This is a genomic window from Agaribacterium haliotis (assembly GCF_002312815.1).
GTDB classification, from domain to species: Bacteria; Pseudomonadota; Gammaproteobacteria; order Pseudomonadales; family Cellvibrionaceae; genus Agaribacterium; species Agaribacterium haliotis.
The window spans coordinates 97,804-118,378 of sequence record NZ_NKQJ01000011.1 but is presented as its reverse complement, the minus strand read 5'-3'; the positions used below and the strand labels follow the sequence as shown (position 1 = coordinate 118,378).

Below are 20,575 nucleotides of genomic sequence, written 5' to 3'. Positions count from 1 at the left end.
AACATGGCGCAATACGCCGTTATTGGTTTGGGGCTATTTGGCTCACAAGCGGCAAGGGCTTTGAGTCGCATCGGTCACAGCGTGCTTGGCGTCGACAAAGACGGCGCCCTGATTGATCGTTTTGCCCGCGAGCTCGACCACTCACTTATTGCTGATACCAGCCAAGAAGGTGTGATTAAGGAGCTCGACCTTGAAGATTTTGACGGCGTATTAGTTGCCATTGGCGAAGATATTCAAGCGAGCTTATTAACAGTTCTGCACTTAAAAAACTCAGGCGTAACAAATATCTGGGCCAAGGCAATTAGTCGAGATCACCACCTGCTGCTTAGCAGCCAGGGTATTAAAAATATTATTCACCCGGAATCGGAAATGGGGCAGCGCGCCGCTGAATTTATCAGCTACCCGCTGGTACAAGATTACCTTGCGCTTGGCAACAATTGGTTTACGGTTGAATTAACGGTGCCGCAAGAATGCGCCGAGCGCTATCGCAGCTTTATAAAAAGTACCGTTGAAGTCAATTTACTGCTCATCAAACGCACCGAAAAAGTTATCTGCAAGCCCGATGACGACTACCCGCTAGAAGACAACGATAAAATACTGCTGGCCGGACCGCGCGATCAATTAAAACGCCTAGCCGCGTATAGATTAAAACCATGAGGCCTTGGATAAGTCGCGGGCGCCAGCACCGCCACCGACACAAATCGCGCCCCTCTCAGCTGCTCAGCCCCCCCGCCGTTTTGGCCAGCGGCTTTGCGCTACTAATATTAATTGGTACCTGCCTGTTGAAATTACCGTGGGCAACACGATTGCCACTGAGCTGGCTCGAGGCCCTGTTTACTGCAACGTCAGCGGTTACCGTTACCGGTTTGGCGGTTGTAGATACCGGCACCGAATTTACCCGTTTTGGCGATGTGATTATCATGCTGCTAGTCCAGCTTGGCGGCCTCGGGTTTATGACATTTAGTGTGATTACTGCGCTCGCGCTCGGCGCCAGGCTCGGCCTAAAACACAGCATTATTGCCCAGGAAGCGTTAAATCAAAGCGCCATCGCCGATGTAAAACAAGCCGCCAAAATCGTTATTAAGTTTTCACTCATTATTGAACTATTCGGCATGCTGTTATTAGCCGTGCACTGGTATCACCCCAAAGGTTGGGCCGACGCACTATTTGAAGCTGCTTTTTACAGTATTTCAGCCTTTAACAATGCCGGCTTTGGCCTTGAGCAGCGCAATATGAGCAACTATGTTGGCGACATTCACGTCAACTTAGTTATGTGTTTTTTATTTGTCGTCGGCGGTTTGGGTTTCGCGGTTCTGGCAGACCTGTGGGCCAAACGACGCTGGCGCCAGCTTCGCCCGTATACAAAAATGATGTTAAGTGCGACCTTGTGTATTAACATCGTGGCCATCGCCGTTTTTGCCCTGCTCGAATACGACAACCCCAGTACCCTCGGCCAGCTAAATTTTCAGGAAAAAACACTGGCTTCGATTTTCCAGGCTTTAAGCCCGCGCACCGCTGGCTTTAATACTGTCGACATCTCCGCCCTGCGCGATGAAAGCTCGATATTTATCATGCTGTTAATGTTTATTGGCGGCGGCTCAATGAGCACGGCAAGTGGTATTAAAGTCGGCACTTTTGTGGTTTTAATCTTCGCCACCTACGCTTTTTTACGCCAACGAGAAGAAGTTGTTATTGCGCAGCGACGTTTAAATCAACAGCAAATTTTAAAAGCTCTAGCCATTGCCGTGCTTACAGTTGCAGTTATATTTGGCGGTATTTTTCTACTGAGCATCAGTGAAGATGCAGAGTTTCTCGATATATCTTTTGAGGTCGTCAGTGCCGTCGGCACCGTCGGGCTCAGCCGCGGTTTAACCACCGAGCTCAGCCACTTTGGCCAGCTAGTTGTTATTTTACTTATGTTTGCCGGCCGCCTCGGGCCACTAACCTTAATCTGGCTACTGGCAACCCCACACAAACGCCAAATACGCTATCCCGCCGGTGAATTTCAAATTGGTTAGCGCTACGATTGATGGGCGCGCCTCAGTCATCACACAAAAAATATGTTTATAGATGCTATATCGCGAACAGTAAAATACTCGCCGCTCTCCTAGTGTTAACACTAATAATGCCTCCAGCTCCCATCTTGTCCGCGCCGCACAAAAGTTGTTGACCACCAGTAAAAACGCCCGCTTTGGTGGCGTGCGGTGCAGTTGTAGCGGCTGCGGCCGATGGCAATATCGTTTTTGGCTTGTACTCTTAATTTATTTTCTTTAAGCACCGCCATGTTGGCCGCCCCCTGCATTGAAGCAAAACAGTTTAGTGACTCAGCCGGAATATTTTTGGGCAGGCTCATGGTTAGCACCGGTTTTTTTACCTCGAGTGCAAGCTGCATTTGTTTTAGTGGCCGGCCCTGTTCATCACTTATCTCAAGCTTCATATTGTCAAAAGGCAGTGTGCTTAACTTCAACATAAAATCCTTGTTATCGCCGTAGTTGCCACCAAAAGGAAAGCGCGGCAGAGCCTGTAAGCTGTCGCTGTTGGCAACAGCGCCGCTTTGCTGGCCAAAAGCTAAGTAGTTGTGCTGTTTTAATTGCGCCTGAATTTGACTGTCGTATTCACCAAAAGGGTAAGCAAACAGCTTAAGGCTGTAACCAATCTCTTCTTTAATACGTTTTTCGGCGTGCGCAACTTCCGCGCGAAAGAACTCAGCGGCACTTTGCTTTGCATCGCGGCGCAACACATAGGCGTGGCTGTGGCTGTGATTGGCGATGCTAGCTCCGTTGGCGGCCAAGGTGCGCAGCTCATCCCAGCTCATATGGCTGGCCAAGTTTTGATCGTGCGCCTGGGAGTTAACAAATACGGTAAAACTCATATTGCGTTTTTGCAGTTCGGGATAAGCCTTATCAAAGATAGAGCGGTAACCGTCGTCAAAGGTCAGCACCACACTTTTGTCAGGCAGCACCTTGCCGTCTCGCAGCAGCTTGGCCACCTCAGGCAGCGGCATCACCGTATAACCCCGGGCCTCGATGCTGTCGAGATGCTCGATAAAGCGTTCGGGGCTGATGCGCGTACTTGCCGGCCCGCTGTCACTGATGTGGTGATACTGCAGGATTACCAGCGCTTGAGCCTTTGCAGCCAAGCCTAAAAGCAGAGAAAAAATAAGTGCTGGCAAGCAATAAGCTAAGCCGTTGATAAAATCATTGAGTTTCATACATTCTCCATCTTTTGGCGCTAATCTAAGACGCAGGCCTTGTTTGACACACCAGTAAAACGGCACAAACTTAAACTTGCTTAATTTAAGCGCCCTAAATTTGTTCAAAAGTGCGTCAATGCCGTAATTTGCCTGCTAATACTGCTCATTATAAGAGCAGTGAGATTCCATAAAGCGGGCAATTCTGCTATGGTTGCGCCCCCTTCGAAGCTACCACGGAGTCGGGCACGGAGCCCCATTTCTTTAGTCTTGGTAGCAGCAACGCCGACGCCTTTCTAGGGTACTGAGCATCACGGGCGCGGCAAACAACACAGGACAGCACAGTTCTCGCTATGAAAGACAAGTCAGATATCGGCCTGATCGGCCTCGCCGTAATGGGCGAAAACCTCATCCTGAACATGGCCAGCAAAGGCTTCACCGTTACCGCTTTTAACCGTTCTACAGAGAAGGTTGAGAAGTTCATCAACGGTCGCGCCCAGGGCAAGAGCATCCGCGGTGCATACTCAGTAGAAGAGCTGGTTCAGTCTCTCGAGAAACCTCGCAAGATTATGATCATGGTTAAGGCCGGCGCTCCTGTCGACGCAACCATTGAAAGCCTGCTGCCTCACCTCGACGAAGGTGACATCATCATCGACGGCGGCAACACCCACTACCCTGACACCATCCGTCGCGAAGCTTACCTGCGCGAAAAAGGCATCCACTTTGTTGGTGCCGGTGTATCCGGTGGTGAAGAAGGCGCTCTGACCGGCCCAAGCATCATGCCTGGCGGTTCTACCGAAGCGTGGCAGTACGTTAAACCTATCTTCCAGGGCATTGCAGCCAAAGTTGAAGGCGACGAGCCTTGCTGTGACTACGTTGGTGAAAACGGCGCCGGTCATTTTGTGAAGATGGTTCACAACGGCATCGAATACGGCGACATGCAGCTGATCTGTGAAGCCTACCAGATCATGAAAGAAGTACTCGGCATGAACGCCGACGAAATCCACGAAGTATTTAAAGAGTGGAACACCACCGAGCTGGATTCTTACCTCGTTGAAATCAGCCGCGACATCATGGCGTATAAAGACGAAGACGGTGAGCCCCTGGTTGAGAAGATTCTCGATACTGCCGGCCAGAAAGGTACTGGCAAGTGGACGGGTGTTGTAGCCCTGGATCTGGGCATTCCTCTTACCCTGATCGCCGAGTCTGTATTTGCACGCTGTATTTCTGCACTGAAGGACGAGCGTGTTGAAGCGAGCAAAGTTATCTCCGGCCCTGAGAAGAGCTTCACTGGCGACAAGGCTGCCTTTATTGAAGATCTGCGTCAGGCGGTTCTGGCTTCCAAGATCGTATCTTACGCTCAGGGTTACACCTTGATGCGCGAAGCGGCCAAAGAGTTTAACTGGAACCTGAACTACGGCGGCATCGCTCTGATGTGGCGCGGTGGTTGTATCATCCGTTCAGCTTTCCTCGGCGACATCAAAAAAGCCTTCGACAAGAACCCAGGCCTGAACAACCTGCTGCTCGACGATTATTTCCGCGATACCGTTAGCAACGCTCAGCAAGGCTGGCGTAATGTTGCGGCGACTGCAATCGCCAATGGTGTGCCTGCTCCGTGTTTGACTGCAGCGCTGAACTACTTCGACGGCTACCGCACTGAGCGTCTGCCAGCTAACTTGCTGCAAGCCCAGCGCGACTACTTCGGTGCTCACACTTACGAGCGCACCGACAAACCACGCGGTGAGTTCTTCCACACCAACTGGACCGGCCGCGGTGGCGATACTGCTTCTACTACTTACGACGTTTAATTCGTAATTAGTTAGCACTTATAAAAAGCCCGCCCTCTGCAAAGAAGGCGGGCTTTTTTGTTTCTGTTAATCGTATTTTTACATGGTGCCAATCAGGCAAGGAAATAAGCCTCCCCAGACTCGCCGTAAACCCATCCATGGAGTGTGAACTCGAAGGCTTCCTGCCTTCGCCCCTTCGGGCGCGCAAGGCGGTTATAAACTTTCCAGAAGTTTAGTGACCGCCGCATCCGACTTTATGCTCCTGCAAAGTCTCATAAGCTACATCAATGTAGCGACCATGCGGCAGACGGTCTGGTGAGGCTTATTTCCTTACCTTGCCTGTAAATCTGCGAGCCCTCTAATAGGCCCACCTCAAGGTGAATAGCTGATCATGTACGCTTGGGTCAATACATCAGGCTTCAGTGATTTATTACTTTGAAGACTCAATCCTTTGAATCACTTTTGCGAAAAGTAGCCATCAAAAAATAACAACACTTCAAGGCTGGCACATTCTAGTGCTGTGAATTAGGAAATAACTTTTACAGACCGTCTGCCGCATGGTCGCTACATGGATGTAGCTTATTAGACTTTGCAGGAGCACAAAGTCGGATGCGGCGGCCGAGACTACATGGATGTATTCACGTCGTGTCTGGAAAAGTTATTTCCTGATTTGCAGCCCCTCGATTTTTGAACCCACAAACTCACTTAGTTCCTTAGCCAAGCTTTATCGTCGAGATAAAACAAAGCAAATATCTTTAGGGTTTGATGGGTCATAAACTGAAACTGCATTCAAAAAGCGTGGTCCAAATTATTACCAGGACCCAATAGGAGAATAGAGTTATGAGCACTATTAATATTGGTATCAACAGTGAAAAACGCATCGAAGTTGCCGACGAGTTGAAAAAACTGCTGGCAGACTCCTATACCCTGTACCTGCAAAGCCACAACTTCCACTGGAATGTCAGCGGCCCACGCTTTCGTGAGCTGCATTTAATGTTCGAAGAACATTACACCGAGCTTGCCACCGCCGTAGATGAAATTGCCGAGCGAATTCGCAGCCTGGGAGTAAAAGCACCTGGAACCTATAAACAATTTGCCGAGCTCAGTTCGATAGAAGAAGTCGAAGAGGTCCCAAGTGCAGAAACTATGGTACAAATACTCTGCGACAGCCACGAACGTGTAGTGCGCACCGCTCGCAACGCCCTGCATGTCGCCCAGGACGCCGACGATGAAAGCAGCGCGGCATTAATTGGTGACCGCATGCGTGTACACGAAAAAACAGCTTGGATGCTGCGCTCTAGCATTGCCTAACGCCGATACGAGCGCCGCAGTTAGTTTTTGCTTTTATGCCCAAGGCCCGGCAACAGGCTTTGGGCACTTGCATATATAACGGGGTATTTATGGATGAAAAACAGCGCATGCTCTGCGGGCAACTTTATCTGGCCAACGATGAACAACTGAGCGCTGAGCGGCTGAGGGCAAAAAAACTTTGCTGGCAATTCAACCGCAGCGAGCCGGGCTCTGATGAAGCTCAAGCAATACTCTCAAAGCTGCTTGAGCACAGCCCTAAGCCGCATATCGAAGCGCCTTTTTTCTGCGATTACGGTTACAACATCAAAACTGGCATTAACTTCTACGCCAATCACGGTTGCTGCATACTCGATTGCGCTGAAATATCTATTGGCGACGACGTATTGCTGGGGCCGGGCGTTGTTATTGCCAGCCCCAATCACCCACTCGATGAAAAACAGCGCCGCTTAGGTTACGAGCACGCCCAAAGCATCACGATAGAAAGTGGCGTATGGGTAGGCGCCCAGGCCTGTATATGCCCGGGTGTTCACATAGGCCGCGGTGCCGTTATTGCGGCAGGGGCCGTCGTCACTAAAAACATAAAAGCCCATACTTTAGTTGCAGGCTGCCCAGCCAAATTTATAAGAACCATTACTTAATTTTCGTCAAAATCCACAATAAGCTCATTGATGCCACAGCTGTCATAAACAATGTCGCTTAAAATCAGTACAATGTATACGCAGGCACTCGAACAACAGCGATGCAATTGTCGCTAATATGTGCACTGCAACTCTGTGCTGCAGAGTTTTTAAGAGTTATTTAGTTAAGAAAGATGTAAAACGGATGATGAGCGCTCAACAATCCCCGGCTGAGAGCAGTAATAACGCCCACCTATTTAATATACGCTCTGAAGCAAACATCATTGCTTATTTTGATCGAGGCACGGTCATGCGCGCAGTAGCCAGCTTGCTTAACATTGAGCAACAGCAGGCGCAAAGTTATCTGGATAAACGCCTCATTATTAAATCCAATGTCAACGCCAATACCGCACAACTATATAAAAACAAGCTCGAAGCTTGTGGCTTGCTGGTAAAAATAGAAAAACCGGTATTGAGCCTGGTAAAAAATAGCGCGCCCAAGGCCCAGGTAAACCATGAAGACGCGCTCAAGGCATTATTCAAGATAGACGGTAACTGCCGGCACTGTGGTCGCCTATTAAACAAGTTAGGCCAGTGCCGTCACTGCAACCAAAGCAAAATCAAAACCGGTGGCGAAATCGAGCTAGAAAGCAAAGTAAAACCGGCAACAAAAAAAACAAGCTCCGCGCCTAAAGCCAGGGCAGGCAAAGTACTGCCTGGCAACACACAAAACGCTCGCGCAAAGCTAAGTGCCAAAGAAATCAAACACAAACAGACCGGCCACTCGCGAGTAAGAAACCTTGCCCACGCGGCTTTGCTGCTCGGCATATTGTTCATCGGCGTCGGCTTGGGCCACATACTGACCAAAAACTGCAGTTACCAAGATGCCGAAATACGCTGTAAGCTGCAGCTCTAACTTCGGCCTACCATTTTGTAAGGGATACGCATGCAGCTTTTCTACAGTCAGACCTCGCCATTTGCCCGCAAAGTCACCATGTTCTTAAACTACACAGGGCTTGTTAACGACTGTGAGTTAGTACTGTGTAGCTTCAGCAGCGAAGAACTGCGCAAACACAACCCGCTCGGTAAAATTCCAGCGCTGCGCAACGGCGATTTAACTCTGTTTGACAGCGAGCTGATTCTCGAATACCTCGATGACCTGTGGACAGTTAACGGTAACTTGAGCCTGTTGCGGCGCGGCTCGCGCTTTTATTATGCCGAGCGCAAAGCGGCAATGACCGCCAATGGCATACTCGACGCGGCAGTTAGCTCTATGTTTGAAAAAAAGCGCGACACCCAGCCAAGCGACTACTGGCTAGAGCGCTGGCGCGAAGCGATTGAGCAGGGGCTAGACCAGTTGCAGCTCGAACACTGCGGCAGTGCAGAAAAACCCAGCATGAGCAGTTTTTGCTTAGCCTCAGCCCTCGGTTACCTCGATTTTCGCCACCCCGATTTAAACTGGCGCCAGTCGCGCCCAGAACTTGAACAGTGGTTTGAGGCCATTAGCGCAAGCTCATGGTTTATCGACACCGCCCCACCGGCCTCAGCCTAGGGCCTGTTAACACTAATTAAGCACAGCGATAAATCAAACAGCTGCCGGAGCTAAGCCGGCGGCTAACACAGCTACGGCCAAATGAGCAGGCCGATATTGGCTGCTGTGTCAGTACCGGCGAGGAAATAAAGCAAATAATAAGCAGCGGCTATACTGAGGAAGTTCCCAAGCAAGCTCTCTGGCAAGCCCATGCTTAAATCTTATAGGCTCCAACTACCTATAGTGAGTGCGCCGCAAATACCAACGGCGCCCGCGCAACAGCGACACGCTATCTGGCGCGCAAGATGACAACACAAGTAGCCTCAACACGAGCCCAGTCCATCCTGCGCACAGCCAACCGCCACTTTGCGCTGACGCTGATACTGGACCTTGCGATCGCAGGCCTGCTCTACAGTTTTATCTTAAGCCAAGCACAGCAGCGTCTTCAGCAAAAGGAGCAAGAGCTAAGCCTCAGCCTGAGCACCGACATCGAAGCGGCGCTTAAACTTCAGGGCATGCGAGTCGGTGTCATCGCAAGCTATTTTTCAAGCTCTGAATGGGTTAGCCATGAAGAGTTCGAACAGTTTGTCTCCTTGCTTTTTGACAAGAACGATCTCAATTGGCAACGGCTGACTTGGCTGATTCATGCACCGGCAATCAATGCAGAACAGGTTCAAAATAAACTGCGTCAGAACCGCGACAAAGTTTTTCGCGATCTAGAGATATTTGACTACGACCACCGAAGTCGTGAAGCAATCAAACTCGACCCGAGCCAGGGAAAAATAAACGTTATCGCCTACAGCTTGCCCACGAGTAACAAAGCATTTTTTTATGGCCGAAATATTGGTATCAAAAACCCCTTGCACAAGAATATACAGCGAGTACTTGACAAGCAGACCGCAATATCCAGCCCAATACTTTCGGCAAGCGATGACTTCAACCGGCCCCAGCTTCAATTTTTTGCCCCCATTTACCAAGCCGGCCAAATACAAAGCTCTAACTACGATGGTTTTATTTTTTCCAGTATTGCCATCGAGCATATATTTCAACAACAACTTGCCAATTACCCAGCGGATCGATTTTCATTTTGCCTAATCGATTTTGCCGGCAACCAGTACTGGTTTCCCGACAATCGCATTAACAACAACAGCTTGGATAAACAGGCAGCAAGCAGCGCCTACGACTTTGATCTCTATGGCCAGAACTGGCGCCTATACAGCTTTGACAATAAACCTGAATCAGCTTTCCAGGAACCGGCGCTACCGGTATTGGCCGTATTTATGTTTTTACTGCCTCTTTTTATTTCATGGCAGGTTAGAAATACCAAACTGCGAGAAAATCAGTTGCAAGTACTTGTTAAACAACAAACACTGAAACTCGAGCAGCAGAACCGAGAACTCGAACTTACCCTGCAACAAGCTCAGTCAGCTACAAAAATTAAATCTGAGTTTCTCGCCAATATGAGCCACGAAATACGCACGCCTATGAATGGTGTTATCGGTATGACCAGCTTGCTCAAACGCAGTGAGCTAAATCGCAAACAACAGGGTTTTGTTGAAAAAATATCCCTAAGTGCCAGCCATTTAATGGCCATCATCAATGACATCCTCGACTTTTCCAAACTCGAAGCCGGCAAAGTTGAACTTGAACACTGCGCCTTTTCTATTTACCAACTACTCAACCGCATTCACGCAAATGTACAAAGTAGTTGTGACAGCAAAGCCTTATACCTGCAACTAAAACCGCCAGAAAACCTAGTGCCCGATGTAAAGGGCGATTTTGTTCGCATCTGCCAGGTGGTACTGAATCTGTGCTCCAATGCCGTAAAGTTCACTAAGCACGGCGGTTTAGTAATCAGTATCGAACAAGACAACATCAAACAACACGATAACGGCAACACTTATTGCAGGCTGTCGGTGAAAATAAGTGATACCGGCATAGGCATTGCCGAAGAAAAGATTCCAGATTTATTTAATGAGTTTAGCCAAGTAGATAACTCAACTACACGCAAATACGGAGGCACAGGCCTGGGCCTGGCCATCAGCCGCAAACTCTGCCGAGCCATGCACGGCGATATCGCCGTACAGAGCAAACTCGGTCAAGGCAGCTGTTTTACCGCAAGTTTTGAAGTTGAGCTCGATACGCATATCGTTTACGACGACAACAACAGCTTGCAGCCCTTTGCTCAAAATAAAAAATTACTTGTTATCGACGACAACCAACAAGCCCGCGCACAACTTGCCGAACAACTTAAACACTGGGGCCTGGCTGTCACTCACTTCAGTGCAGAAGCCGTGCTCGCAGAACAGGGGCAAATCAAACTCAGCCAATATCACGCGCTTATTGCCAATGAACATCTCGGCCACGGGGGCCTGAAGCGCCTGATCTATCGCCTTGGTTTTGATGCCAGCCAAGCTCTGCTTGTCTATAGCAGAGATGCCGAGTCGGACTTTACAAGGCAAATGAAGGCTTACAAAAACATCCAGTTCTTACAGGTAGCAACAACCGCAGCCACCTTACATCACAGCTTAACAAAGCTATTTACTGAGCGCGCAACGGAAACATTGCCCGCCCAAACTGAAGTCGCTCAGCAGCGAGCACTGATCGTCGACGATAACAGCATCAATCAACAAACTCTGGCTTTTATGCTTGAGGATTTAGGTATTGAAAGTGATAGTGTTGATAACGGCGCCCTGGCGCTGGCCGCATTAAAACAGCAGGGGCGCTACGATCTAATTTTTATGGATTGCCAAATGCCAGTTATGGACGGCTACGAGACAAGCCGGCAAATCCGCAAAGGCCTGGCCGGCGCACACTGTCAAAATATTCCCATCATCGCCTGCACGGCTCACGCATTATCCGGGGACAAAGAACTCTGCGAGCAGGCGGGTATGGACCTCTACCTCAGTAAACCAGTTGAACTAAAGGAACTGCTTGAGCTGCTCAAGCAAGTTAATTCTTAACTGCAGCCCTAGTTTGGTTCAATATTTGCTGATAGCTATGCAAGCTCGGCGCGTTTTGGCTTAACGGAAAGAAAGTTCGCCAAGATGAGCACCAATAAAGAGCACAACCCTGTCAAACGGATGCGGTCTAAGGCCCCAAAATGATGCAAAGCCCGATCTCAGAACTGATAAAACAAGAGGGGCTACCCGACTCCTTTGCGCTTCAGGTAGACAAATTTTATCGCCCCTTAGCTTCGGCACTGGCCGAACACGCCAAAAGCGGCAATTATATACTCGGTGTGCAGGGCTCTCAGGGCTCCGGCAAAAGCACCCTGGCTCTTTTTCTAAAATTCCTGCTTGAACACGAGCACGGCCTGCGCTGCGCTGCGCTGTCTCTTGATGATGTCTACCTCAAAAAAGCTGAGCGCGAACAGCTCGCCCGGCAACTGCACCCGTTGTTTAAAACTCGAGGTGTACCGGGCACCCACGATGTTGAGCTCGCCTGTAACAGTCTCGACCAGCTAATAAACTTAAAAAGCGGGCAAACACTTGCACTGCCTCGCTTTGACAAAGCCAGCGACGATAGAAAAGCCGCCACCCAGTGGGACAGTGTCAGTGGCCCAATAGATATTGTCATTTTTGAAGGCTGGTGTGTTGGTGTCGAAGCCCAAACTGAACAACAACTGCAAACAGCACTCAACGAACTTGAAACACAGGAAGACACTGACGGCCGCTGGCGCCACGCGGTCAATCAGGCTCTGGCGGGCCCATATAAAAAGCTATTTAGCAAACTCGATAAACTAGTTGTATTGCAAGCGCCCTCATTTGAATGTGTCTATGAATGGCGCGCCCTGCAAGAAGAAAAGCTACGAAAAAAACTTTGTGACAGCGGCCAAAGTACCGAACAACTTTTAGACAAAAAAGCCCTGCGTCACTTTATTAACCACTACGAGCGCCTGACTCGTCATTGTCTTGTAAGCTTGCCGGGTAAAGCTGACTGGGTACTGCAACTCGACGCCAATCACCGCGTGCAAACGCTAAGCACAAATAACTATGAATAACAGCAACACCTTAATTGCCACAGATCTCGATGGCACTTTGCTAGATCACCATAGCTACAGCTGGCAAGCGGCCTTACCCAGCCTGAAACAAGCCAAGCAGCTCGGCATTGATGTTGTCATCAACACTAGTAAGACTTTTTCCGAAGTAATTGAGCTGCAACAAAGTCTACAACTCAACGCCCCATTTATTGTTGAAAACGGCTCTGCCGTGTTTATTCCTCAAACTGAACAAAACAATAAATTTGATAGTTTATTGCTCGGTGCCGAACGAAAACATATCGTCGAAAAACTTCAACAACTTAAAAAGCAACACGCATGGAAGTTTGAAGGCTACAGCGATTGGAGTATCGAGGACATCCAACAACATACCGGGCTCGACCTAAGCAGCGCCGAACGCTCAGCCAAACGCGACTACTCTGAACCACTACTGTGGTTAGACAGCGATAAAAACTTGGCCGAATTTAAGCTCGCCGTTGAAGATGCCGGCTTTCGTTTGCTAAAAGGTGGCCGCTTTTATCACGTGCTTGGCCAAAGTGACAAAGGCAAGGCTTTAGTCGAACTCAATAAACACTATTACAACAGCCAAATTTCACAACTAATCTGTCTCGGCGATAGTTTTAATGACCTGGATATGCTTCGGGTTGCCGATATCGCTGTACTTGTGCGCTCCCCGGCTCATAAATTCCCTGACTTTAAAACGGAAAAACAACTTATTCACACGGAAGCTGAAGGGCCGCAAGGCTGGCGCGAAGCAATAAATAAAATTTTAAACTGAGGATAAACCATGGGCGACTTTTATCAGAATGGCATTATTACAACACTGCATAATCTTAGCCAGCGGCCACTTGAAGACATGGAGGCTGAACTTAAACAGTTTTCCAAGTCGCGACCTATGGGGCTAATTTTGCCTTCTTTGTACAGTGAGCTTGAAGGTGATGCCTTGTTGAACATTGTGCAAGAACTAAGCAAGGTCGACTATCTAGAAGAAATCGTTATTGGCTTAGACAGAGCCTCTGAAGCTGAATACCGACATGCGCTCGAGTTTTTTAAGCCTCTTAATCAAAATTTTAAAGTTCTGTGGAACGACGGGCCGCGACTTCGCGAAATCGATGACACCTTGAAAAAAGAAGGCCTGTCGCCAATGGAGCCCGGTAAAGGGCGCAACGTCTGGTACTGCATGGGCTACACTCTCGCCTCGGGCAGAACGGAAAGCATCGCCTTACACGACTGCGACATCGTCACCTACGACAGATCGTTACTTGCGCGCTTACTCTACCCAGTAGCTAACCCCAATTTTAACTACGAGTTTTGCAAAGGTTATTACGCTCGAGTTGCCAACCAAAAAATTCACGGCCGCGTTAGCCGTTTGTTGGTGACACCACTGATCCGCGCATTAATGCGCACCATTGGCCACAGCCCCTACCTAGATTTTATCGACAGCTTCCGCTACCCGCTCGCCGGCGAGTTTAGTTTCCGCGCCGATGTCATGACAGATATACGCATTCCAAGTGACTGGGGGCTAGAAATAGGCGTGCTGTCTGAAATGAATCGCAACTATGCCAATAATCGTTTGTGTCAGGCTGATATTGCCGACGTTTACGATCACAAGCACCAGGAGCTCAGCGCCGACGATGCCGCCAAGGGCCTCAGCAAAATGAGCATCGATATTAGCAAGGCCCTGTTTAGAAAACTCGCAACTAACGGTGTTGTTTTTAACAGCGAAACTTTCCGCTCAATTAAAGCAACTTACTTTCGCATCGCCCTCGATTTTGTTGAAACCTATTACAACGATGCGCGCATGAATGGCTTGAACTTTGATATCCACAACGAGGAAAAGGCCGTCGAGCTTTTTGCCAGAAACATCCTGGAAGCAGGACAAAGCTTTTTGGACAACCCGATGGAAAAACCCTTTGTACCCAGCTGGAACCGCGTTAGCAGTGCCGTACCGGATGTACTGACCCGAATTTATCAGGCGGTAGATGCGGATATGAAGGAATTTTCATCCTAAACCAGGGCCGGTTGATAGCAATGAAACTCAATCAATAGGCCCGCCACCGGCGCCTATTGATTTACCCAATAAACTGCCAGATAGAATTAGCATGACAGTATCCCTGCAGAACGAACTAAAATTTATTGTCGAAAGCCACCTTAACTTTATTTATGAAGATAGGGACAACACGGCTTTAATGCGCGAACTTATCGATATTATGGGCCTGAGTGAAGATTGCCAAAAACCGGCATTCCACGAGAGCCACTGGGATGAAAAAGACTCGTATTTGATCACCTACGGTGACTCGATTAAAGAGCACGGTAAAAAACCTTTGCAGAGCTTGCTGGAATTTTATCGAGGTGAACTGTCGCCCTTTATTAAAGGTATACACATACTGCCTTTTTTCCCCTATAGCTCTGACGACGGTTTTTCCGTTATTGATTATGTGCAGGTCAACGATAGTTTAGGCGAATGGGAAGATATCGAAGCCATCGCCAAAGAGTGCACACTGATGGGCGACTTAGTTGTCAATCATTGTTCCAGCCGAAGCCGTTGGTTTGATAATTTTAAACAGCGTAAACACCCGGGTCTCGATTACTTTTTTGAAGCCGACCCCGAAGACGATTTAAGCATGGTGGTTCGTCCGAGAACATCACCACTGCTGCGAGAAGTTGAAACGCTGGACGGGAAAAAACATGTCTGGTGCACATTTAGTCACGACCAGGTAGATTTAAATTTCTCCAACCCAAAGGTCTTGGCAGAAATTACTCGCATTATTAAATTTTATCTCGACAAGGGTATTTTGACCTTCAGGCTCGATGCCGTGGCATTTGTTTGGAAAGAAGTTGGCAATAGCAGTATCAACCACCCCAAAACCCATGAAATCGTGCGCCTGCTCCGCAGTTTAATTGAGCACCACAGCCCCAACGCCATTATTATTACCGAAACAAATATTCCGAATCACGAAAACTTAAGCTATTTTGGCAACGCCAACGAAGCTCACGCAGTTTATAACTTCAGCCTACCGCCGCTGATATTACACGCGATGGTAACGGGCAATAGCCAGCACTTAAAATACTGGCAAATGAGCATGCCACCAGCCCAGCTAGGGACTTTTTATTTTAACTTCCTTTCATCTCACGATGGTATTGGTTTACGGCCAGCTGAAGGCTTGCTCAACGAGGAAGATATAGGCACCGTCGTCAATGCCATGCAACAGTTTGGTGCTCGTATTAACTGGCGCAGTGCCGCCAACGGAGTAAGTAAACCCTACGAAATTAATATCACCTACTTCGATGCAATGGCCGGCACCAGTAAAGGCCCCGATCAGTGGCAAGTGCAACGTTTTATCTGCGCTCACGCAATTATGATGAGCCTGGAGGGCGTACCTGCCATTTATATTCAGAGCTTAATCGGTGGGCAAAACTGGTACGAAGGCGTTGAGCTAAGCGGACAAAATCGCGCCATAAACCGCTACAAATGGGACAGGCAGTTGCTCGGTGAAAAACTTAACGATAACAACAGCCACCACAGTAAAGTCTTTAACCAAATGAAAACTTTGCTCGAGCTTCGCTCGCGACAGAGTGCCTTCCACCCGAATGCAACACAATTTACCCTGCACCTGGGTGATCAAGTATTTGGTTTTTGGCGGCAAAGTCTCAAGCGAGATCAAAGCATCTTTTGCATCCACAATATCAGCGATGAAAAAATCAGCATTCCGTTGTCGAGCATAAACCTAATCAGCCTCGACTCGTGGACGGATCTGGTTAGCGGCACACGATACGACGACCTACATCAAGACCTTGAACTGGCCCCCTACGCTTTTGTTTGGCTGAGTAATAAAGTGGCTTAAAACAGCAGAGCTGGTTGAACGGTGGTGCCGCAGTTATATTTAAAAACTGCCGCACCACATATCACCTAGTGAAAGCGAAACTGTTGATTATGCCCGTTGTAACAGGCCCAATGCACATAATCTGCGCCGTTTTTCGTTGATTTACCGGCAACATCTAAACACTTATTGGCCTTGCGGCTTCTCAATTCAAACCAGGCGTCGCCTTTATCGACAATTTTCCAATGTTGATTTTGGTTACTGCTATTGCAAGACCACTGCTGAACTTTTGCGCCGTTGGCACTGCTGCCTGCGCTTAAGTCCATACACAAATTACTCACCCGGCTTTTAATCGTGTAATAACCACCACCGACACTGGTGAATTTAAAGGCCTGGTTCACATTGTTTTGATTGCAGGCCCACTGATGGTAGGTTGAGCCGTTTGTTCTTGCGCCGTAGGCAACATCCATACATTTTGCACTGTGGCGCATTTTTAGGTTAGTCCAGTCATTCGGTGGCAGTGTTGTGCCGCCACTGGGGCCACCATCGCCGCTTGCAACAGGCTTATAAGTTCGCACCCAATCAACATACATGCGATTTTTACTATTGTCGGCCAGGTCCGCATCACTTGCGACATTGCCCGCCCTCGAGCGCCATTCGTGATCCTCCATGTCGAGAATCATAAACATGCTCTGATTCATGTTGTAACGGCTTTTGTCGAGATAAGTGCGAGTGTAGTCTTTATCAAACATCTCGGCTTGAGCCCATGAACCATCCGGTGTTTTTTTACCGTCGATATAAAATGTCACGTCACTTGGACTTTTCCAGTAAGCGCCAAAACGGTGGTAGCCATCGCGCCAATAACCATTGCTTTGGTTGTGTGTTTGATCGTTGTAATCACTTTTGATGCTGTTATCACTGTTGCGGAAAAATACGTGGAAGTTGGTCGACATATTTTTTGCAAACCAACTGTCTCTGGCTCCGCCATAGACTTCGAGTATATCTATCTCGCGCTGATCGTTGTCGCTTAACAGCCAAAAATTCGAGCTCAACTCTAAGTTGCTAACTTTAATGCGCGCCTCCATAAAAATGGGATACGTGACTTTTGTTTTTGAGGTAATTACACCTGTGCCAACCCTGTCACTACCGTGGCGACTTGCCCGCAGCACCAAGGCGCCACCGGCTACATTACTGTGGTCTTTTTTCCAATAGGTGAGCCCTGGGCCCGTCCAATTATTAAAATAGCCATCCTTCCATTTACTGTGGAACGTGGCGTTTTTTCCACTGTAGTTAAAATCATCACTGTACTGGGGCTGCAGTTGCCAACGTTTGCCGTCACCGGCGTAAGCTGGAATCGCTACATTGTCCCAGTCGTAGGCGTTGACTAAAGCCGTGGGGCTAAAAGACAAAACTGACAGTGCCGTCAGGCACGCGAGGGAGTGCTTGTTCATGAGCCTATCCTTAATTTGATTTTTATCTTTATTATTCCGCCAGCCGTAAACAGCAGTGGCGGCTCCGTATTTGCGATAACAGCTCAATATCGCCACAGCAATAATGCATGCATACAGAGTGCTCAGACTTTAATCAAAGTGAAAAAATAGGCAAGCATTTAATGCAACAAAACAAATATTTGATGTTTAAATCAAAGAAAAAACCGATAGATGGTCGTGCCAACGACCCAGAATGTAGGATATTGCGCCCGCTTTAGTTTGTGCGGGCGGCTTACAACAATTAAAAAGATGAGCCGCGCTGCTCTAGAAAACTCAGTTCATCCGGGCTCGATTCACGGCCAAGCACAGCGTTGCGGTGGGGGTAGCGGCCAAAACGGTCAATAATTTCTTTGTGGCGCAACTCAAACTCCAGGTTACTCTCCATGCCAACCTGAGAAAAAAGGTGCACGGCATCTTTGTGTACCTGCTGGCTTTCGCTGTGCATATACGGCATGTAAATAAACGCGCGCTTTGCTACATCAAGCTGCATATCCGCCCCGACGTGCACGGCTTCTTGAGCCAACACCAGGGCGAGGTTGTCGTAGGCAAACGCTTCGGCTTTACCGCGAAAAATATTGCGCGAAAACTGATCGAGCAAAATAATTTCCGCCAGTCGACCCTCTGCAGTTGCACGCCAGCCGCTTAGTTCACCGCGGGCAGCCTTTTTATGCAGCTCTCCAAAACTGATTTCTATATCTCTATCAAAACTTTCGTCAGTGGCGAACCAAAGCGACGGATCGCTATCTTCAAACCAAAATTTAATAATGTCCTGATACATAAGCCTTACTTTATTTTTATTCATAGTTAGACAAACCGCAGCAAATACAAAGCACTGCCATTTATCATCTGTTCAGAAGGGAAATAAAACCGACGGCTTGGAGCAACAGCTGAAGCGCAGCTACTTGTCCCCCATTCCCTGGAGCCGCAGTCAAAACTCAGGCGTAAAAAAAGGGGCCTAAGCCCCTCTTATGCTACAACGTTTATTTCGCCGCTGCATTCTTTGCGCGTTTGCGCTCATTTTCTAACAGTAGTTTTTTGCGCAGACGGATGGATTCTGGCGTCACTTCCACCAATTCGTCGTCTTCAATAAACTCAAGCGCCTGCTCAAGGGTATGGCGAACAGGTGGTGTCAGCGTTAACGCCTCATCGGTACCAGAAGCGCGAACATTGGTCAGCTGCTTGCCTTTAGTTGGGTTAACCACCAGATCATTGGCGCGGCTGTGCAGACCGACAATCTGGCCTTCATACACTTCAACAGCGTGACCAAGGAAAAGGCGGCCGCGATCCTGCAGCGTGTACAGGGCGTAAGACAGGGTTTTGCCTTTCACCATTGAAACCAATACACCGTTCTGGCGCTTAGCTACATCACCACCTTTAACCGGACCGTAGTGATCAAAGATAGAAGTCATAATGCCCGAGCCGGAAGTTAAGGTCAGGAACAGACCACGGAAACCAATCAGGCCGCGCGAAGGCACGATAAACTCGAGGCGCACACGACCTTTGCCGTCTGGCTCCATATTCTTAAGCTCACCTTTACGCAGGCCGATTTCTTCCATAATCGAGCCCTGGTGCTGGTCTTCAACGTCGATCACAACAGACTCAAATGGCTCTTGAATCTCGCCGTCGATTTCGCGCTGAACAACTTCCGGGCGGCTAACGCCCATTTCAAAACCTTCGCGACGCATGGTTTCGATCAGTACAGACAAGTGCAGTTCACCGCGGCCGCTGACAATAAATTTATCCGCCGTATCACCTTGCTCTACACGCAAAGCAACGTTGTGGATCAGCTCCTGATCAAGGCGCTCTTTAATATTGCGCGAGGTGACAAATTTACCTTCTTTACCAGCGAACGGAGAGTCGTTCACCATAAAGGTCATGCTTACGGTCGGCTCATCAACACTCAGCGCAGGCAAAGCTTCAATGTTTTCGGGATCACATAGGGTGTCAGAGATGCTGAGCTTGTCGATACCGTTGATACAAACGATGTCACCGGCGGTGGCCAGCTCGGTGTCGATACGCTCAAGGCCGAGATAACCTTTAACGTTTAAGACCTTACCTTTACGCTCGCTGCCATCTGCGCTCTTAACAACAACTTGCTGGTTTGGCTTGAGAGTACCGCGGGTGATGCGGCCAACACCGATAACACCAACGTAAGAGTCGTAATCGAGGGCACTTACCTGCATCTGGAACGGTGCTTCGGGGTCTACTTGTGGCGCTGGGCACTGGTCAACAATCATCTGGTACAGAGGCGTCATATCGTCAGCCATGGCTTCCGGATCATCGCCAGCGATGCCGTTTAAGGCTGAAGCGTAGATCACAGGGAAGTCGAGCTGCTCTTCGGTCGCACCGAGGCTGTCAAACAGATCAAACACCTGGTCCATCACCCAGTCAGGGCGCGCGCCGGGGCGGTCAATTTTGTTGATAACAACAATTGGCTTCAGACCTTGCTCAAACGCTTTGGAGGTTACAAAGCGGGTCTGGGGCATGGGGCCGTCTACCGCGTCTACGAGCAAACATACGGAATCGACCATCGACAATACACGCTCTACTTCACCGCCGAAGTCGGCGTGGCCCGGGGTGTCGACGATGTTGATGCGATAGTCGTTCCACTGGATCGCAGTATTCTTGGCGAGAATGGTAATGCCGCGCTCTTTTTCCTGATCGTTGCTGTCCATGATGCGCTCGGCGCCTTCATCTTTGCGATCGAGGGTACCGCTCTGGCTTAGGAGTTTGTCGACGAGGGTGGTTTTACCGTGGTCAACGTGGGCGATAATGGCAATATTGCGTAGATTTTCAATCACAGGATGGGCCTCAAGGTCCGGCAGATA

General features: G+C 48.9%; 16 protein-coding genes. 12 read left to right on the top strand and 4 right to left on the bottom strand.

What is annotated here, in order from left to right:
- Positions 1-3 precede the first annotated feature (3 nt).
- Together CFK45_RS13625 and CFK45_RS13620 are read left to right on the top strand one after the other, a co-directional pair.
- Entirely contained in the window at positions 4-657 is a 654-nt protein-coding gene (locus tag CFK45_RS13625; protein WP_096086995.1) for a potassium channel family protein, read from the top strand.
- Positions 654-2,018, top strand: coding sequence for a TrkH family potassium uptake protein (locus CFK45_RS13620; RefSeq protein ID WP_096086994.1), 1,365 nt, complete (start codon positions 654-656; stop codon positions 2,016-2,018). Before CFK45_RS13625 ends, CFK45_RS13620 begins: the two co-directional genes overlap by 4 nt.
- Before the next feature lie 101 nt (positions 2,019-2,119).
- Here CFK45_RS13620 and CFK45_RS13615 read toward each other — a convergent pair whose 3' ends face one another.
- Positions 2,120-3,211: a polysaccharide deacetylase family protein gene (locus CFK45_RS13615; RefSeq protein WP_143247590.1), complete on the bottom strand. Its 1,092-nt coding sequence runs from the start codon at positions 3,209-3,211 to the stop codon at positions 2,120-2,122.
- Between the two features lie 332 nt (positions 3,212-3,543).
- On the opposite strand from CFK45_RS13615, the gene gnd reads away from it, so the two are divergent.
- The 10 genes from gnd (at position 3,544) to CFK45_RS13565 (ending at position 16,281) form a co-directional block, all read left to right on the top strand.
- Positions 3,544-4,998 (top strand): decarboxylating NADP(+)-dependent phosphogluconate dehydrogenase, encoded by a 1,455-nt coding sequence (gnd, locus tag CFK45_RS13610; protein WP_096086992.1) that lies wholly within the window; start codon positions 3,544-3,546, stop codon positions 4,996-4,998.
- An 819-nt stretch (positions 4,999-5,817) separates the two neighbouring features.
- Entirely contained in the window at positions 5,818-6,288 is a 471-nt protein-coding gene (locus CFK45_RS13605) for a Dps family protein (protein ID WP_096086991.1), read from the top strand.
- Between the two features lie 89 nt (positions 6,289-6,377).
- Positions 6,378-6,926, top strand: a complete 549-nt coding sequence (locus tag CFK45_RS13600; protein WP_096086990.1) for a sugar O-acetyltransferase — start codon at positions 6,378-6,380, stop codon at positions 6,924-6,926.
- A gap of 184 nt (positions 6,927-7,110) precedes the next feature.
- On the top strand, positions 7,111-7,821 hold the full coding sequence (locus tag CFK45_RS13595; RefSeq protein ID WP_158224708.1) for a hypothetical protein: 711 nt from the start codon (positions 7,111-7,113) through the stop codon (positions 7,819-7,821).
- A 30-nt stretch (positions 7,822-7,851) separates the two neighbouring features.
- The gene (locus CFK45_RS13590; RefSeq protein ID WP_096086988.1) at positions 7,852-8,457 is read left to right on the top strand and encodes a glutathione S-transferase family protein; all 606 of its coding nucleotides are present in this window, start codon (positions 7,852-7,854) and stop codon (positions 8,455-8,457) included.
- A gap of 284 nt (positions 8,458-8,741) precedes the next feature.
- Entirely contained in the window at positions 8,742-11,399 is a 2,658-nt protein-coding gene (locus tag CFK45_RS13585; protein ID WP_096086987.1) for a response regulator, read from the top strand.
- Positions 11,400-11,539: 140 nt separating this feature from the next.
- Positions 11,540-12,439 carry a phosphoribulokinase gene (locus tag CFK45_RS13580; RefSeq protein ID WP_096086986.1) on the top strand — a complete coding sequence of 300 codons (900 nt, stop codon included), beginning with the start codon at positions 11,540-11,542 and terminating at the stop codon, positions 12,437-12,439.
- Positions 12,432-13,214 carry an HAD-IIB family hydrolase gene (locus CFK45_RS13575; RefSeq protein WP_096086985.1) on the top strand — a complete coding sequence of 261 codons (783 nt, stop codon included), beginning with the start codon at positions 12,432-12,434 and terminating at the stop codon, positions 13,212-13,214. Before CFK45_RS13580 ends, CFK45_RS13575 begins: the two co-directional genes overlap by 8 nt.
- Positions 13,215-13,223: 9 nt before the next feature.
- The gene (locus CFK45_RS13570) at positions 13,224-14,447 is read left to right on the top strand and encodes a glycosyltransferase family protein (RefSeq protein WP_096086984.1); all 1,224 of its coding nucleotides are present in this window, start codon (positions 13,224-13,226) and stop codon (positions 14,445-14,447) included.
- Positions 14,448-14,538: 91 nt separating this feature from the next.
- Positions 14,539-16,281, top strand: a complete 1,743-nt coding sequence (locus CFK45_RS13565; protein ID WP_096086983.1) for an alpha-amylase family glycosyl hydrolase — start codon at positions 14,539-14,541, stop codon at positions 16,279-16,281.
- Positions 16,282-16,346: 65 nt separating this feature from the next.
- Here CFK45_RS13565 and CFK45_RS13560 read toward each other — a convergent pair whose 3' ends face one another.
- From CFK45_RS13560 to typA, 3 genes are all read right to left on the bottom strand, one after another.
- Entirely contained in the window at positions 16,347-17,708 is a 1,362-nt protein-coding gene (locus CFK45_RS13560) for an RICIN domain-containing protein (RefSeq protein ID WP_096087084.1), read from the bottom strand.
- A 280-nt stretch (positions 17,709-17,988) separates the two neighbouring features.
- On the bottom strand, positions 17,989-18,549 hold the full coding sequence (locus tag CFK45_RS13555) for a DUF924 family protein (protein WP_239923687.1): 561 nt from the start codon (positions 18,547-18,549) through the stop codon (positions 17,989-17,991).
- Between the two features lie 178 nt (positions 18,550-18,727).
- The gene (gene typA / locus CFK45_RS13550; protein WP_096086982.1) at positions 18,728-20,548 is read right to left on the bottom strand and encodes a translational GTPase TypA; all 1,821 of its coding nucleotides are present in this window, start codon (positions 20,546-20,548) and stop codon (positions 18,728-18,730) included.
- Between the last annotated feature and the right edge of the window lie 27 nt (positions 20,549-20,575).